We start from the raw sequence: 17,584 nt of genomic DNA, 5'->3' as shown, positions 1-17,584 counted from the left end.
TAGGCGCAGAAGAGGGACGACTGATCCACGTCCGTCTCCGTCCCCCACGTCACGCCGAAATCGGAGGACTTCCGGAGCTTCACGTTGTTGTCCCCCGACCAGGCCACGTAGACGGTCCCGTCGGCGGTCGCCTCGAGACGTTGCGCATCCTGAGGGTTGTCGTAGTCGATTCCGGTCCGCGGAGGTGTCGCGATCACGACGTCCGCGGCCTGCCAGGTCGCGCCGAAGTCGGTCGAACGATTGAACCGGATCTCGAGGGCCGTGCCGTTGTCGCTCGTGTAGGCGAGGTAGACCCGCCCGTCCGGGAAGGCACGCAGCACCGGGCCCACGTTGATGCGCGAGCCCGCCGTCGTGTTGCCGACGCGCACCGGGGACCCGAACGACTGGCCGGAGTCCGAGCTCGCGGCGACGTAGATGTCGGCGAAGGGGCCCGCCGTCCGCGAGCGGAACGCGACGTACGCGTGCGTGCCTCCGTCCGCCGCCACGGTACGGTCCCACCCCGAGGAGGGCTGCCGCGTGGCGGCGTCCGTGTCGAGCCGAACGTCGGCGGCGAACGCCAGCGGAACCGTGGAGCGGTTCCCGTAGACGTTCGTGCTGCGTCCCGACTCGTCGCGTCCGTCCGCGTAGACGAGGTAGACGTTGTTCGCGGAGTGCGCGGTCATCCCGCCGAATTCCGACGCGCTCGATCCCGCGGTCGAACCGGCGTCCACCCGGACCTCCGCCCCGAACGACGTGCCGTCGGTCGAGGAGGCCCGGGCGTAGACGTCGGTTCGAAGCTGCGCGTAGGTGTCGGTGCGCCGGTCCTCCCACGCGACCACCCACGTGTTCGTCGTGGTGCGCTTCATCTCGATCCGTCCGAACGGCCGGTCGAACCCGTTCCCCGCGACGGCGCCCGCCAGGCTGACCGCGGCGCCCCAGGTCAGCCCGGAGTTCGCGGATCGCGACAGGGAGACGGCGGAGTTCATGTCCGCGTAGAGCAGGAAGGTGGTCGCGGTCGCCGGATCGGCGACGATCCGGGGCACGAGCGGGATGTTGGTGTCGGAGGCGGCGAGGCGATCCAGCACGGTCGTCCAGCTCGATCCTCCGGTCGTGGAGCGGAGCACGTACACGTGGTCGTTCCCCGCGTCGTCCCAGAGCGCCAGAAGGCCGTTCCCGTCGTTGGCGATCTCGAGATCGGGGCTCGCGGAGTTCCCGTGCGACGCCAGCGCCACCGCCGTCTCCGCGGCGAAGGTCGCCCCGTCGTCGGTCGAGCGCGTGAAGAAGACCGTGTTCCCCCCGCCCCGGTTCTGGGCGAACGCCGCGAGGATGCGGTTGGAGTTGTCCACGGCCACGTCCATCGTGCCGCCGTAGGGGGGGAAATAGGCCCCGGCGGGCGCGCCCGAATCGATCCGACTCGGCGAGGTCCACGTCGCGCCGGAGTCGATCGTGGCGCACACGTAGAGCCGCGTGCCGTCGTGCCCCTGGAGGAGTACCGCCGCCCTGCCGGCGGGACCGGTCGCGAGGCGCACGCGGAAGACGCTGAACGCCTCCGACCCCTCGGCCACCACGACGACGGGGGGCGTCCACGTCGCGCCCATGTCGTCGCTGCGGGTGGTCCGCAGCTCGATGCCGCCGGCGGTTCCCACGACGAGCATCGCGACGTAGAGCTTCCCGTCGGCCGAGAGCCGTGCGTCGAAATCGTGCGTGTCCGGAACGCCGGCGCCGCCGACGGCGACCTCGGAGCCGAAGGTCACGCCCCCGTTCACCGAGGTCTTCGACCAGAGCCGGAAATCGTCGAGACCGAGGACCGCGATCTCGCCCGTCGCCAGCCCGAAGACGCGCGGCACGAGATCGCGATTGCCGACGGTCGGCAGCGCGGCCGCGATGGGGATCTCCGCGATCGCGAGGTTGGTGAACGGCGCGGCGTCGGTTCCGCCGGCGACGGCGGTGTCCGCGCTCGAAACCCTGCGCGGCGGTTGTGCTCGAGCCGCTTCGCCGAACGCCGCGCTCCTCGCGGGGAGCGACGCCGCCACGACGGACACACCGAACAACGCCACGGCCGATCGAAGCACACGCATGAGTTTCCCCCTCGGCGGCGAACCGCGCGTTTGTCTGGAGGGCACCCGCGGGACACGACCCACGCGTCCCGGCCCGGGGCGGCGCGCGGCGAGGTCACTCCTTTCGCCGCGATCGCCTCTTCTCAACCGTACGGGCCGCGCCGCATCGGCGCTCGGAACTATTCACGGGCGTTTGTCGCGGATTCCTTCAGGGACGAGGGCGGGGAGGGCCCGGATCGTCTCTCGAATCCTGCGAGAACGGCGAATTCCTGAACGCGCCGCGCTGCGACACCCGTAGAATCGGCGGATGCGTCCCGGCGATTCCCTCCTTCACTACCGCCTCGTCGACAAGATCGGCGAAGGGGGAATGGGCGTCGTCTGGCGCGCCAGGGACACGACCCTCGACCGCGAGGTCGCGATCAAGATCCTTCCCCCCGAGTTCGCCCTCGACCCCGAGAGGCTCGCGCGGTTCGAGCGCGAGGCCAGGGTCCTCGCCTCCCTCAACCACCCGAACATCGCCGCGGTCTACGGCTTCCACGAGGCGGGGGGCGTCCGCTTCCTGGCGATGGAGCTCGTCGCCGGGGACGACCTCTCGACACGCATCGGCCGCGGCCCGCTCCCCTTCGACGAGGCCCTCGAAGCGGCGCGCCAGGTCGCGGCGGCGCTCCACGCCGCGCACGAGAGCGGGATCGTGCACCGCGACCTGAAGCCCGCGAACGTGAGGATCCTCCCCGACGGGACGATCAAGGTCCTCGACTTCGGCCTCGCGAAGACCTCCGAGGCGATGATCGCCTCCGGCTCCGGCGCGTCGATGACGCGGACCTCCGCAGGGACCGCGGCGGGGATGATCCTGGGCACCGCGGCGTACATGAGCCCCGAGCAGGCGCGCGGCAAACCCGTCGACAAACGCGCGGACGTCTGGGCGTTCGGTTGCCTCGTCTACGAGATGCTCACCGGACGCGTCGCTTTCCCCGGGGAGACGGTCACCGACGTCCTCGTCGCGATCGTCCACAACGACCCCGACTGGAACGCGCTCCCCGCCGCCGCGCGGCCGCGCCTCGAGCGCGCGCTCAAGCGCTGCCTCGCGAAGGACCCGCGCGAGCGCGTGCGCGACCTGGCGGACGTCGCGATCCTCCTGCGCGAGATCGGCGCCGATCGCGGCGCCCCCGTCGCGGGGACGGCTCCGACGCACCGCCCCTGGCGCTTCGTCGCGGCGGTCGGCGTCATCTGCCTCGTGCTCGGCGCGCTCGGAGGATCGAACTGGATCGGGCGCCCGGCGCCCGCCACGAGGGCCCTCGCGTCCGGCTCGCACGTCGCCGCGATGGCCCAGCTGACCGACATCCCCGGCCCGCAACACGCGCCGAGCCTCTCCCCGGACGGGAAGAGTCTCCTGTTCGTCGCGGGAGACGACGGCGACGAGGACATCTTCCTCCTTCGCGTGGGAGGCGAGAACGCCGTCAACCTCACGGCGTCGGCGCGCTCCAACGACTTCGACCCCGCGTTCTCCCCCGACGGCGAGCGCATCGCCTTCGGATCCGACCGCGAGGGCGGAGGCATCTTCGTGATGGGCGCGACGGGAGAGTCGCCGAGGAAGGTCGCGAACGAAGGGGCGCACCCCGCGTGGTCCCCCGACGGGAAGAAGCTCGTCTACACGACCGAACGCGTGCCGAATCCGTTCGCGCGGAACACCTCGGCCAGCCTCTTCGTGGTCGACGTCGCGTCCGGAGAGAAGACGAAGATCTACGACGGCGACGCGGTGCAGCCGGTGTGGTCTCCTTCGGGGCGACGGATCGCGTTCTGGTCCGCCGACGCCGGACAGCGCGACCTGCGGACGATCCCGGCCGAAGGAGGTCCCTTCGCGTCGATCACGAACGACACCCCGGCCGACTGGGATCCGTTCTGGTCCCCCGACGGCGCGTGGCTCTACTTCCTCAGCGACCGGCGCGGAGGTCCGGACCTCTGGCGGATCGCCGTCGACGAGGCCGAAGGGACCGCGCGGGGCGAGCCGGAGCCGGTCACGACCGGTGTCGCCCGGCCGATGCAGGGATGCATCTCCGCCGACGGCCGCCGCATCGCGCTGACGATCGACACCTCGCGCGGGGAGCTCCTGCGCGCCGCGTTCGATCCCGTCGCCGGAAAGATCGTCGGGGAGCCGGTGACGCTCTTCTCCTCGGCGAGGCCGTTCACGCAGACCGACATCTCGGACGACGGCTCCTGGATCTCCTACCGGACGACCTCCCCGGTCGAGAACGTGTTCGTGATGCGCGCCGACGGAACCGGGCGGCGGCGCCTCACCGACGACGCCTTCCGGAACCGCGGGCCGGTCTGGATGAAGGGGACCGACTGGATCCTCTTCTACTCGAACCGCGGCGGCGACTACGCGTTGTGGCTCGTGCGCCGCGACGGGACCGACCTGCGGCAGCTGAAGACCGACACGGGCTCCGGGATCAACGTCCCTGCGGTCTCCCGCGACGGGAAGCGCGTCGCGATGGTGGTTCACCCGGACGTCGGCGTGACGCAGCTGGCGATCGCCACGGTGGACGACGCGTGGTTCGGCGACACCCCGCCGGCCGTCTCGCTCGAGATCGAGACCTCGGCGGGACCGTTCTATCCCGCGGCGTGGTCGCCGGACGGGAGCCGGATCACCGGGTTCTCGATCACCCCGCGAGGGAACGTGGCGGCGGTCTACACCCCGGCGACCGACCGGCTCGAACTGCAGCGCGACCCGGAGGGCCGGGACTTCGGCCACTGGGCCGGCGGGGCGGTGTGGCTCCCCGACGGACGGCGCGTCCTCTCGTGGGACGACCGACGCGACGTGGCGATCCTCTGGGACGCGGAGGCCCGCCGAATCCTGGATCTTCCCGCGCTTCCCGGCCCGTCCGATATGGACCTCTCCGCCGACGGTCGCACCCTCGTCCTCAACCGGTCGATCGCGGAGGGGGACATCTGGATGCTGACGCTGGAGTAAATGGGGACAGCAACCTATTTCGGAGAATAGGGACAGTCCTTCATCCCCCGAACCCGAAGCAAGCACTGCGGGATCGAGAGATGAAGGACTGTCCCTATTCTCCGAAATAGGTTGCTGTCCCCATTTACTCTCCGGCGAAGTAGTCGACCTGGTCCTTCTTGAACGCGATCACCCGGAACTTCGACTCCGCGGGTGTGCCGCCGAGCTTGCGACCGACGGTGACGCCGTATTTGCCGGAGTCGGGGTACTCGACGACCTCGGGGTCTTCGGTGGTGCTCAACGCGAGATAACGGAGCGGCACGCTCCCGTTGTTGAAGATCTGGTGCGCGCTGTCGGGTCCCGGAGGGCAGCAGATCAGGTCCATGGCTTTCAGCGGAGCAGTGCCGCCGGGCCAGCGCAGCTCCCCGGTCCCCGAGAGGATGAGGAACAACTCCTCGTTGACGTGGTGGAAGTGGTACGGGAACGCGCGCTTGCCGGGAGGGATCTCGGTCAGGTTGTAACCGAGCTTCCTCGCGCCGAGCGGGGCACCGATCGGAACGTGGCTCGAAGCGAATTTCTCCCCGTGCTCGCGGTCGGTCGCGGGCGGGAGCTCGTTGAGGTTGACGATTCTGGGCTGTTCCATGCGGGCCTCCCCTTAGAATCCCCGGATGGTACCCGGCGCTTCGCTTCTGCACTACCGCCTTGCCGAGAAGATCGGCGAGGGCGGGATGGGCCAGGTCTGGCGGGCGAGCGATTCGACGCTCGGCCGCGACGTCGCGATCAAGATCCTCCCCCCCGAGTTCGCCGCCGACCCGGAGCGGCTCGCGCGATTCGACCGGGAGGCCAAGGTCCTTGCGGCCCTCAACCACCCGAACATCGCGGCGATCCACGGGTTCCACGAAGCCGGCGGCGTCCGGTTCCTGGCGATGGAGATGGTCCCCGGCGAGGGGCTCGACCAGCGCATCTCCCGCGGCCCGATCCCCGCCGACGAGGCGAAGGCGATCGCGCTCAAGATCTCCGAGGCCCTCGAATACGCCCACGAGCGCGGGATCGTCCACCGCGACCTCAAGCCCGCGAACATCCGCATCACCCCCGACGGAACCGTCAAGGTCCTCGACTTCGGCCTCGCGAAGGCGATCGTGGGAGATCCGACGATCTCCGGGCCGGTGTCGACGCCGACGATCCTCCCAACCGTGACGAGCGCCGGCACCGCCGTCGGGATGATCCTCGGCACCGCGGCGTACATGTCCCCCGAGCAGGCGCGAGGAAAACCCGTCGACCGGCGCGCGGACATCTGGGCGTTCGGCGTCGTCGCGGTCGAGATGCTGACCGGCAAGCGGCTCTTCGACGGCGAGACGGTCTCCGACACGATCGCGGGCGTGCTCACCCGACCGATCGAGGTCGAAACGCTCCCGTACGCCTCGCTCTGGGAGCGCTGCCTCGAGCGTGATCCGAAGAGGCGCCTGCGCGACATCGGGGAAGCGCGGATCGCCCTCGAGCAGAACCCGGTGGAGCGCCGGGAGGCGTCGAAGCCGTCGAGGCTCCCTTGGATCGTCGCGGCGGTCGCGGCGATGCTCGCCGTCGCCGCCTTCTTTTGGCGACCGGCGAGCGCCCCTCCCCCGGCGCCTCCGATCCGCGCGACGCTCGCCCTTCCGCCCACGCTCGAGCTCGTCACCTACGATCGATCGGTCGCGCTCTCGCCCGACGGAACGACGTTGGCGCTCGTCGCGGGCGACCAAGAGGCCAAGACCACGCGGATCTTCCTGCGCGATCTCTCGCGGCTCGAGGTGAAGTCGCTGCAGGGAACGGAGGGGGCGACCTACCCGTTCTGGTCCCCGGACGGGAAGAACCTCGGGTTCTTCGCCGAGGGGAAGCTGAAGAGGATCGGTATCGCCGACGGGATCGTGAGCGTTCTGGCCGACGCCCCGCAGGGACGCGGTGGAGCCTGGGGGCGCGACGGGAAGATCGTCTTCGCGCCCGGCGCCTTCGGCGTCCTCCACGAGGTCGCGGACGGAGGAGGAACGTCGACGCCGCTCACGAAGCTCGCGAGCGAGGGAGAGACCCAGCGCCTGCCGCAGTTCCTCCCCGACGGCCGGCGCGTCCTGTATTACTCCGGCGGCAGGGAGCAGCCGAGCGAGTCCGGCGCGTGGGTCTTCGACCCCGCGAGCGGCACCTCGAAGCAGATCCTCGAAGGCGAGACGGAGGCCTTTTACGTCGAGCCGGGGTTTCTCGCGTTCGTCCGCGACGCCAACCTGATGCTTCAGCCGTTCGACCTCTCGACGCTGCAGCTCGCCGGAGCCCCGACTCCCTTGGCGAGCCGGGCGCAGTACGACGTCAACCGGAACTTCCTGAACCTGGGGATCTCGGCCGGCGGGCGCCTCGTGTACCAGGAGGTCCAGCCGGCGGAAAAGCGTCGCCTGATCTGGATCGATCGCGCCGGGAACGAAACGCCGATCCCCCTCGGACCCAGCTCGGTGCGCTCGGCCTCGGTGAGCCGTGACGGCCGGCGCGCCGCCCTGCACACGTTCGACGACCACGGAGAGGCACGTCTGACCCTCGCGGACCTCGAGCGTGGAACGTCGAGTCCGGTCGGATCGACGTTCTACATCTACAGCTCGTCGTGGTCCCCCGATGGGCGCACGCTCGCGCTGTCGCTGTACGGCAAGCAGGGCAACCAGCTCGCGCTCAAGTCGACGATGCGCGAGGAGGAGATCCGCATCGTCACCTCGTCGAAGGGATCCGAGTTCGAGCCCGGATCGTTCACCGAGGACGGACGCCAGCTCCTCTACGAAGAGCGCCGGGGCGGAGGGAAGATCGGCGAGCTCAAGGTGATGACGCTCGGCGGCGACCACCCGTCGCGCCCGTACCTTTCGTCCCCGCGCGGGTACTACGGCCCCGAGCTTTCCCCGGACGGACGGTTCGCGGCGTTCGAGGGCACCGGCGACGATGGGCTCGTGCGCACGTCGGTGTCGATCGCTTCGTTCCCCGACGCCGGCGCGGTTTGGCGCATCACCCCCACCCCGGCCGCCTACAAGCGGTGGGGCTGGCTGTCGCCCCGGGAGATCTGGTGGGTCGACCCCGAGCGCAGGCTCCAGACGGTGACCTTCCGCGTCGTCGGCGACGACGTCGACGTCGAGACGCCCGGTGCGCTCCTCGGCGGACGCGTGCTCCCCGAGGGGTACCAGCTCCTCGCCTACGTCCCGGCGCGGGATCGCTTTCTCGTCGCTACGCCGCTCCCCGCGCCGCCCCCGCCGACCCTCGTCGTGGTGAGCGACTGGAAGTCGGGGCTGGCGCGATGAAGGCCGGCGATTCGCTCCTCCACTACCGCCTCGCGGAGAAGATCGGCGAGGGAGGGATGGGCCAGGTCTGGCGGGCGAGCGACTCGACCCTGGGCCGCGACGTCGCGATCAAGATCCTCCCCCCCGAGTTCGCCGCCGACCCCGAGCGCCTCGCCCGCTTCGACCGCGAGGCCAAGGTGCTCGCTGCCCTCAACCACCCGAACATCGCCGCGATCTACGGATTCCACGAGGCCGGAGGGGTGCGGTTCCTGGCGATGGAGATGGTCCCGGGCGAGGGGCTCGACCGGAAGATCTCCCGCGGGGCGATCCCCGCCGACGAGGCGAAGGGGATCGCGCTCAAGATCGCCGAGGCCCTCGAATACGCCCACGAACGCGGGATCGTCCACCGCGATCTCAAGCCCGCGAACATCCGCATCACCCCCGACGGAACCGTCAAGGTCCTCGACTTCGGCCTCGCGAAGGCGATGGTCGGGGACCCGACGATGTCGGGGCCGGTGTCGACGCCGACGATCCTCCCTACCGTGACGAGCGCCGGCACGGCGGCCGGGATGATCCTCGGCACCGCGGCGTACATGTCCCCCGAGCAGGCTCGAGGGAAACCCGTCGACCGACGCGCGGACATCTGGGCGTTCGGCGTGGTCGCGGTCGAGATGCTCACCGGCAAGCGTCTCTTCGAAGGCGAGACGGTCTCCGACACGATCGCGGGCGTGCTCACCCGACCGCTCGAGCTCGACGGGCTTCCGTACGCCTCGCTCTGGAAGCGTTGCCTCGAACGCGATCCGAAGCTGCGCCTGCGGGACATCGGAGAGGCGCGCATCTCGCTCGAACGGCCGGCGGAGTCGAAGCCGAAGCCGGCGGCGCGCGCCTCGTGGCCCCTCATCGCGGCGATCGGCATTCTGGCGGTCGCCGCGATCTGGGGTTGGCTCCCCCGCAAGGAAGCGCCCTCCATCCCCGAGCGACGCGTCGAGATCGCCTTTCCCTCCGACTATCGCGCCGACGGCTTCGCACCGCCGGCGCTTTCTCCCGACGGCCGTCACCTCGCCGTCGTCGGCGTGGACGCGGCCGGACTCTCGCACCTGCTCGTTCGCTCGCTCGACGGGTTCAACTACGAGCGGCTCGAGGGCACGGAGGGATCCGTCTATGCCTTCTGGTCGCCGGACTCGACGAATCTCGGCTTCATCGCCGAAGGCGGGCTGAAACGGCTCGACCTCTCCGGCCGCGTCGTGGAGACGATCCTCCCCGAAGGGGTCGGGCCGCGCGGCGCGAGCTGGGGGAAGGACGGCACGATCCTCTACGCGCCGAGCGCGAACTCCGCGCTCTGGCGCGTCCCCGCCACGGGGGGAACGCCCGAACGCGTGACGACGCTCGACCCCGCGATCGTGGACGGCTCCCATCGCCTGCCGATCTGGCTTCCGGACGGCGAGCACTTCCTGTTCTCGGTCTGGTCGAACAACGCGAAGGCGGTCGCCGAGGTCGGCGGTCTCTATCTCGCCTCGGTGGGCGGCGGGGAGCCCCGGCGTCTCACGCGGGACACGGGCTCGTTCGTCCTGACCGGCTCGAGGCTGCTGTTTCACCGGGAAGGGAACCTGCTCGCCGTGCCGTTCGACCCGCGGACGTTCGCGATCGGATCGCAGTCGACGGTGGTCGCACCCGGGATCCGCTACTCGCCGAACTCCGGGATCGCGGCAGTGAGCGCCAGCCGCGACGGCGACATCGTGTTCCTGGGTCCCAATCCGCGCCCGCAGCCGAGAATAGAGTGGCTCGATCGCAAGGGCGCGGCGACCCCCGTGATGGCGCTGTCGCAGGACGTGATGTCGATCCGGATCTCCCCCGACCTCACCCGCTTCGCCGCCGCCATGGACGACGCGAACGGGCTGACGGAGATCTCCGTCGGGGAGCTCGGGCGCGGCACGCTCACGCGCCTGACGCGCAGCCAGAACGACTCGTTGGCCCCGGTCTGGTCCCCCGACGGCACGCGGATCGCGTTCAACAATCGGGACTCGGGCGTCGATGACCTCTACGTCATGTCGGCCGCGGGAACGCGGCCGAAGGAGCGGCTCTGGATTGCGGAGGACGTCGACACCGTGCTGTACGACTGGAGCGCCGACGGCCGCTACCTCCTGTTCACGGGACGCCCTCGCCAGGGGGTCGTGCGCTCGCAGATCTGGATCTACGACGAGCGCGAGCGCAAGGCGCGCGCGTGGATCGCGGAGGACTACAACGTCGGAACACCGGTGCTGTCCCCCGACGGACGGTGGCTCGCGTACGTCTCCGACGAGTCCGGGCGCCTCGAGGTGTACCTCCGCTCCTTCCCCGATCTCGAGCGGAAGATCCAGGTGTCCACGCAGGGGGGCGGGCCGCCCCACTGGCGCCGGGACGGCGGGGAGCTCCTGTTCTTCGGGGGCCCGCAGGACCGTCGCGGGACGTGGTCGGTGTCGATCGCGCCCTCGGCGGACGGACTTTCGATCGGCGATCCTGTCCTTCTGTTTCCCGCGACGGCGGAGGTCTCGGCCATCGATGCAGCCCCCGATCACTCGCGATTCCTCGCGGTGGTCCAGCCCGGGGCCCTCGAGGAGCCGCCGTTCCACCTGATTCAGGGCCGGCGGGACGAGCGGTCGCGTTAAGGGGTCGGGTCTTCACCGACGGTTGCAGGCGTGGGAAAAACGCGCGGGTGAAGACTTGACCCCTTACAATCCGTCGATGCTGTCCGGAAGCTCGCTGCTCCACTACCGCCTCGCCGAGAAGATCGGCGAGGGAGGGATGGGCCAGGTCTGGCGGGCGACCGATTCGACCCTCGGCCGCGATGTCGCGATCAAGATTCTCCCGCCGGAGTTCGCCGCCGACCCCGAGCGCCTCGCACGATTCGACCGCGAGGCCAAGGTCCTCGCGTCGCTGAACCACCCGAACATCGCCGCGATCCACGGGTTCCACGAGGCCGAAGGCGTCCGCTTCCTCGCCATGGAGATGGTCCCGGGCGAGGGGCTCGACCAGCGCATGTCCCGTGGCCCGATCCCGACCGAAGAAGCCAAGGGGATCGCGCTCAAGATCGCCGAGGCGCTCGAATACGCCCACGAGCGCGGCATCGTCCACCGCGATCTCAAGCCCGCGAACATCCGGATCACCCCCGACGGACCCGTGAAGGTCCTCGACTTCGGCCTCGCGAAGGCGATCGTCGGGGATCCGACGATGTCGGGACCGGTGTCGACGCCGACGATCCTGCCGACGCTGACGAGCGCGGGGACGGCGGTCGGCATGATCCTCGGCACCGCGGCGTACATGAGCCCCGAACAGGCGCGCGGCCGTCCCGTGGACAAGCGCGCCGACATCTGGGCGTTCGGCGTGGTCGCCGTCGAGATGCTCACCGGCCGGCGGCTCTTCGAGGGCGAGACGGTCTCCGACACGATCGCCGGCGTGTTGACGCGGCCGATCGAGGTCGACGCCCTCCCCTATGCTTCGTTGTGGAAGCGCTGCCTCGAGCGCGACGCGAAGCTGCGCCTGCGGGACATCGGGGAGGCCAGGATCGCGCTCGAGCGGCCCGCCGGAACGAAGGCGGCGTCCTCGACGCCGTCCCGAGCCCCCTGGATCGTCGCCGCCGCGGCTCTCGCCCTCGCGGTCGTCGCGGGCTTCTGGCCGCGCACCTCCGCGCCGCCCGCGGCCACGCAGCGGTACGCGCTGTCGCTCCCCGACGGGCTGAACGTGTCGAACACGGAGTTTCCCCAGATCGCGATCTCGTCCGACGGGCGCCGGCAGGTGGTCGTCGCCGTCGGCTCGGACACGGTGCCGCGGTTGCTTCTGAGGAGCGACGAGGCGTTCGAGCCGACGCTCCTCCCCGACACCGAGCGCGCGACGGCGCCGTTCTTCTCTCCGGACGGCCTGTGGATCGCCTTTTTCCGCGACGGAGGCCTGTTCAAGATCCCGACCACCGGCGGGGCCCCGATCCGGATCGCTCCCACCGGGAGCCAGATCCGGGGAGGGACCTGGAGCCGCGACGGCCACCTCTACTTCACCTCCGACTCCGAGGGCGGGCTGTCGCGCGTCTCGGAGAAGGGCGGCCCGGTGCAAGTCGTCACGACGCTCGACGAGGGACGCAACGAGCGCACCCACCGGTGGCCGTCGGCTCTCCCGGACGGAAGCGCGGTCCTCTTCACCTGCGACGACGCGGGGTCCACCGAGTACTACGACGACGCCCGCATCGAAGCGGTGCGCCCGGCCACCGGCGAGCGGAAGGTGCTGTTCGAAGGGGCGAGCCAGGCGCGGTACGCCGCGGGCCACCTCGTCGTCGCCCGCGGGGGATCGCTGTTCGCGGTGCCGATCGACCCGCAGTCGCTCGAGGTTCGGGGCGCGGCGAAGCCCGCGGTCCAGGGGGTCGCGACCGACGTCAGCTCGGGGGCGGTCAACTTCTCGATCTCGGAGTCCGGCAGCGCGTTGTGGGTCCCGGGCTCGACGGAGGTCGCCTACCGGTTCGTCTGGATCGATCGCGCGGGAAGGGAGACTCCGGCGGCCGTTCCGAGAGCGACCTACAACGAGGCGGCGCTCTCCCCGGACGGGAGGCGCGTGGCCCTCACCGGCGGCGAAGGGGGAAACGCCGATCTGTGGGTCTACGATCTCGAGCGCGGGTCGGTCTCCCGTCTGACCTCGGGTCAGACGGTGCAGAGCCCGGTCTGGACCCACGACGGGACGAAGATCGCCTACGCGATGCGCCTACCCCGCGGCAGCCAGAACCTCTGGCAGATCCTCTGGAAGGACGCCGACGGCAGCCGGGACCCGGAGGTCCTGTTCGAGGGGACGCGCGGGCACCTTCCCAGCTCCTTCACCTCCGACGGCAAGGCCTTGCTCTACGACCGGCTCGACGATTCCCCGGACAAACGCGACATCTGGCTGCTGCCGCTGGAGGGAAAACGCGAGCCCCGCGTTCTCGTCGGCGGACCGTTCTCGAAGGACGGCGCGGTCGTCTCCCCGGACGGGCGCTGGGTGGCGTACGTCTCGAGGGAGGGCGGGCAATCGGGGGTCTACGTTCGCCCGTTCCCGGACGGCCCGGGGCGCTGGCAGGTCTCGGCTCCCTTCGGCGTCGAGCCGCACTGGAGCGCCGACGGAAAGGAGCTGTTCTACCGGAGCGACGGCGCCCTTTACGTGGTGCGGATCGACACGAGCCGCGGGTTCGACGCCGGCCGGCCCGAGCGGCTTTTCGATCGCGTGGCGATGAACCTCGTCTTCAATTCCTTCGGCGTGAGCCCCGACGGGCAGCGCATCTTCACCTTCCGGGCCCCGGACGGGATCGGCTCGCGGCGCACGGTTCACCTCGACCTCGGGTTCGCCGGGCGGCTCGAGCGGTGATACGCACCGGACCTAGCGCACCCGCACGACCCCGACCCCGACGTCCAGCTTCCCCCACGGATCTTCGCGGTCGCGCACCCCGACGCAGACACCCACACGCCGGTCCGGGTGCGTATAGGATTCCGAGCAGGAGGCCATCATGAGCAAGAAGATCCTCGCGGTCACGGGCGCGACCGGTGCGCAGGGCGGCGGTCTCGTCCGTTCGATCCTCGCCGACCCCGCGGGCGGCTTCGCCGCGCGCGCGATCACGCGCAACCCCGGCTCCGAGAAGGCGCTGGCGCTGAAGGCGCTCGGTGCGGAGGTCGTCGCCGCCGACCTGGACGACGTCTCGAGCCTGAAGCGGGCGTTCGCCGGAGCCTACGGCGCCTACGGCGTCACGAACTTCTGGGAGCACTTTTCCGCGGAAAAGGAGATGGCCCAGGCGAGAAACCTCGCCGAGGCCGCGAAGTCGGCGGGCGTGGCGCACTTCATCTGGTCGACCCTCGAGGACACGCGCAAGTTCGTCCCGCTGTCCGACCCGCGGATGCCCACGCTGCACGGCAAATACAAGGTCCCCCACTTCGACGGCAAGGGGGAGGCGGACGCCTACTTCGATCCGAAGACGACGACGTGGCTGCTGACGTCGTTCTACTGGGACAACCTGATCCACTTCGGGATGGGGCCGAAGCCCGGAGCCGACGGCCGGCTGGTCTTCGGCCTCCCGATGATGGACCGCAAGCTCCCCGGGATCGCGGCGGCGGACATCGGCGCGTGCGCCTACGGGATCTTCCAGCGGCCGGAGTGGATCGGCCGTCGCGTCGGGATCGCCGGAGAGCATCTGACCGGCGCCGAGATGGCGGCGGGGCTGACGAAGGCGCTGGGGAAGGAGGTCGCCTACCAGGCGATCCCCTTCGACGCTTACCGGGGGCTCGGCTTCCCCGGTGCGGACGACCTCGGGAACATGTTCCAGTTCAACGCCGAGTTCTCCGACGCCTTCTGCGGCGCGCGCGATACGGCGTTCTCCCGCTCGCTGAACCCGAAGCTCCGGACGTTCGCGCAGTGGCTGGAGGAGAACGCGTCCCGGATCGCCTGATCGCCGTATCCTTCCGCCCGTGCGCGCACGGGGATGGGCTCCGCTTCTCCTGACCTTCGCCTTTCCCGCGGGGGCGGCCTCGACCGCCCCCGCCCTCGTCTCCGACTGCGCGCCGGTTCATCCCTCACCCCGTCCGTGCAGCGCGGCCGCGAACGTGCCGACGCCGACCACCCTCTGGTTCGAGGTGGTCGTTCCGGTATCGAATCTCCCCGCGGGAGCGCTCGACCCGAACGCGATGACGGTCACGCTGAGCTGGAGCGGCGGCTCCGAGGAGGTCCTGGGCGCCGGGCGCGCGTGGCGCCCCGGTTACTCCGGCACGTTCCACGACTTCAACGACGGAACGAGCTCGGGGACCGGCGTGCACGTGACCCGCGCGACCCCGCTCGCCCCGTCGTGGAGCTACACCGTCACGGTCTTCACCCGGACCCTCGACGGGGTCGCGATCAACCCCGCGGCGTCGAGCTGGTCGTTCACCACGCGCCGCGCGCTCGACGGCGCCTCGGTCGGGTGGACGATCGACACGGCGCTCCCGACGGTGCACTGGACGGGGCGGTGGTTCGCGGGGGAGGTGAAGGTCAACTTCGACTCCAGCGTCACCTACGATCAGGAGCCGGTCTACGCGCTGATCGACCAGGCGCGGGCCGAGGCGCCGGAGTTCTTCGAGCAGCAGCGCGACTTCCCGCTCCTGGGCGACTACTGGCAGGCGGGGCTCGGCGCCTTCGACGGGAACGCGAACGTCGTGCGCGAGCGGGAGACGCGGCGGATCGTGGCGATGTCCGTGCAGGGAGCGTCGACGGTCCTCCACCTCGCCGACCTCGTCGAGGGGCCGTATTACGGGATCGAGCCGGACCGCCCGCTTTCCCTCGACTACGCGAAGGGGGACCGGGTCCTCGTGTGCGACCGGTTCAAATCCGAGCTCGCGACCGTCCAGGCGGTGAACGACGGCAACGGCACCCTGAAGGTCGCCGGCCTCGTCGGTCCTCCCGCCAGCTGGGTGCTCGACTACCCCCAGGCGTACCGGGACGACAATCCGACGACGCCGGGGAACTTCACGCTGCCGCTGGGCGCCGTGCGCAAGTTCGCCCCGGTCGGGACCCCGGTCTATTGGTGGGACCGCGTCCACGACGAGCTCGACCGGCACGTCGCGCACGGGCGGAAGCCGCTCGTCACCTTCCACGGCACCCCCTACGACCTCTGCCGGATCGCGACGGGAGAGAACGAATACGGCGGCGCCTGTCCGGACCGTCCGAAGGACTACGACCAGTGGGACCTCTTCGTGCGGACCTTCGTCGGGCATCTGATCGACCGTTACGGCACGCAGACGGCGACGTGGACCTGGTCGGTGGGGAACGAGCCGGACCTCCCGATCTTCTGGGTGGGGACCGACAACGAGTTCCTCGAATACTACGACTACACGACGAACGCGATCCTGCGCGCCTTCGAGGAGCGCGCGATCGACACGGCGTCGATCCGCATCGGCGGGCTCGAGGCGACCGGGCTGTTTCCCGGGTACGAGGGGCAGATCCTCTACCACTGCTCCCCGGTCGCCGACTCGCCCAACCCGGGCGCCTACACCGACGTCAACTTCGTCTGCGCGAATCCGGCGTTCGCCGGCCGGCGCGCCGCGCGCGTCGAGCGTTTCTGCACCGACCACGCGAACGAGGGGTGCCCGCTCGATTTCCTCTCGGTGCACACGTACGACGACGCCGCGGGGGCCGCGGAGACGATCCGCCTCGCGCGCAACCGCGCGCTCGCCCTCGACCCGGCCGGTTACGCCGACCTGCTCGTCAGCAGCCACGAGACGACCCCCGACTGGGTCCCGAGGCGCGACCCGGCGTCGAGGGTCATGTACCGCTGGGGCGCGTACCTTCCCGCCTGGGGCGGCGACTACTTCCGCCGCCTGCTCGACGAGGCGGTCGCCGATCCGCGGAAGGCCGGGGGCGAGTCGGTCCTCACCGCCTGGCCGTTCAACTACAACTTCGAAGGGTTAACCTCGCTCGCGGGGCTCATGCGCATCGACGAGGACGGGAACGGGACGCAGGACCGCGTCGAAGCGGTGCGCACGCCGTTTTTCCACTTCGCCGCGCTCGCCGCCCGGATGTCGCACGACCTGCGCTCCATCCCGGCCGTGCAGGACGCGGGGGTCGTGTTCGCGGGATGGCGCAGCGTGGAGCCGGCTGCCGACCGGTTGCTGGTCTACGCACACGACCCGAAGGACACGGGATGCGCGGAGACCGGCGGGTGGGATGCGACCCTGCGCCTGCGCAACCTGCGCTTCCCGGTCGTCGAGGTCCTCGAGTACCGCATCGACCGCAACCACCCGGCGAAGCTCGCCCTCGACGCCTTGCCGCTCAAGGACCCGTCGACGGGGCTCTACTCCCCCGCCGAGGTCGCGCCGCTGCTCGCGGCGCACGCGATCGCGCCGACGTTTCCCCCCGCGCGTCACACGGTGACCGACGGCGCCCTCGACCTCGCCACGCGGCTGATCCCCCAGTCGGCGGTGTACCTCGACGTCCGCCGCCCCGATCCCGACGGCGACGGGGTCTTCGACCCCGACGACAACTGCGCCCTGCTCGCGAACCCCGGCCAGACGAACGCCGACGGCGATCCCGCGGGGGACGCCTGCGACTGCGCGCCGGCCGATCCGGACGCCTGGGTCGTCGCGGTGGAGGTCTCGGGGGTCGCGGTCGCGAAGGGACCGCCGACGCGGGTGAGCTGGAGCGCCCAGGCGAGCGCCGCCTATGACGTGCTCGGCGGGGATCTGGGCGGCGCGGCGACGGTGCTCGCCTCGGAGCTCGCGACGCCGTACTGGGACGACGCGCGGCCGGACCCGGCACCGGGCGAAGGGGTCTATTACCTCGTGCGGGTGGCGCACGCGTGCGACTTATCCCGGTAG

At 70.6% G+C, this 17,584-nt stretch carries 8 protein-coding genes; 6 read left to right on the top strand and 2 right to left on the bottom strand.

What is annotated here, in order from left to right:
- Nucleotides 1-2,057 (bottom strand): sialidase family protein (locus VF139_07800; protein HEX6851299.1); only part of this gene is annotated, 2,057 nt, incomplete at its 3' end.
- Nucleotides 2,058-2,343: 286 nt separating this feature from the next.
- On the opposite strand from VF139_07800, the gene VF139_07795 reads away from it, so the two are divergent.
- Nucleotides 2,344-5,004, top strand: a complete 2,661-nt coding sequence (locus VF139_07795) for a protein kinase (protein HEX6851298.1) — start codon at nt 2,344-2,346, stop codon at nt 5,002-5,004.
- A gap of 124 nt (nt 5,005-5,128) precedes the next feature.
- Here the strand turns inward: VF139_07795 and VF139_07790 are convergent, their stop codons facing one another.
- Nucleotides 5,129-5,626 (bottom strand): cupin domain-containing protein, encoded by a 498-nt coding sequence (locus tag VF139_07790; GenBank protein ID HEX6851297.1) that lies wholly within the window; start codon nt 5,624-5,626, stop codon nt 5,129-5,131.
- A 25-nt stretch (nt 5,627-5,651) separates the two neighbouring features.
- Here VF139_07790 and VF139_07785 point away from each other — a divergent pair, with 25 nt between their 5' ends.
- The 5 genes from VF139_07785 to VF139_07765 all read left to right on the top strand — a co-directional run bounded on the left by VF139_07785 (nt 5,652) and on the right by VF139_07765 (nt 17,584).
- Complete coding sequence (locus VF139_07785; protein HEX6851296.1) at nt 5,652-8,282, top strand: protein kinase; 2,631 nt, start codon at nt 5,652-5,654, stop codon at nt 8,280-8,282.
- Nucleotides 8,279-10,906 carry a protein kinase gene (locus VF139_07780; protein HEX6851295.1) on the top strand — a complete coding sequence of 876 codons (2,628 nt, stop codon included), beginning with the start codon at nt 8,279-8,281 and terminating at the stop codon, nt 10,904-10,906. Before VF139_07785 ends, VF139_07780 begins: the two co-directional genes overlap by 4 nt.
- A 76-nt stretch (nt 10,907-10,982) precedes the next feature.
- Nucleotides 10,983-13,616, top strand: a complete 2,634-nt coding sequence (locus tag VF139_07775; protein HEX6851294.1) for a protein kinase — start codon at nt 10,983-10,985, stop codon at nt 13,614-13,616.
- A gap of 139 nt (nt 13,617-13,755) precedes the next feature.
- The gene (locus VF139_07770) at nt 13,756-14,688 is read left to right on the top strand and encodes an NmrA/HSCARG family protein (protein HEX6851293.1); all 933 of its coding nucleotides are present in this window, start codon (nt 13,756-13,758) and stop codon (nt 14,686-14,688) included.
- Between the two features lie 19 nt (nt 14,689-14,707).
- Nucleotides 14,708-17,584 (top strand): hypothetical protein, encoded by a 2,877-nt coding sequence (locus VF139_07765; protein ID HEX6851292.1) that lies wholly within the window; start codon nt 14,708-14,710, stop codon nt 17,582-17,584.

This window comes from Candidatus Polarisedimenticolaceae bacterium, assembly GCA_036376135.1.
Lineage (GTDB): Bacteria > Acidobacteriota > Polarisedimenticolia > Polarisedimenticolales > DASRJG01 > DASVAW01.
This window is presented reverse-complemented; position numbering and strand designations above follow the sequence as displayed.

Excerpts from the sequence above, each read along its gene's own strand:
- VF139_07785 (HEX6851296.1), top strand. The coding sequence starts at position 5,652 with ATGGTACCCGGCGCTTCGCTTCTGCACTACCGCCTTGCCGAGAAGATC.
- VF139_07790 (HEX6851297.1), bottom strand. The coding sequence starts at position 5,626 with ATGGAACAGCCCAGAATCGTCAACCTCAACGAGCTCCCGCCCGCGACC.
- VF139_07775 (HEX6851294.1), top strand. The coding sequence starts at position 10,983 with ATGCTGTCCGGAAGCTCGCTGCTCCACTACCGCCTCGCCGAGAAGATC.
- VF139_07770 (HEX6851293.1), top strand. The coding sequence starts at position 13,756 with ATGAGCAAGAAGATCCTCGCGGTCACGGGCGCGACCGGTGCGCAGGGC.
- VF139_07795 (HEX6851298.1), top strand. The coding sequence starts at position 2,344 with ATGCGTCCCGGCGATTCCCTCCTTCACTACCGCCTCGTCGACAAGATC.
- VF139_07780 (HEX6851295.1), top strand. The coding sequence starts at position 8,279 with ATGAAGGCCGGCGATTCGCTCCTCCACTACCGCCTCGCGGAGAAGATC.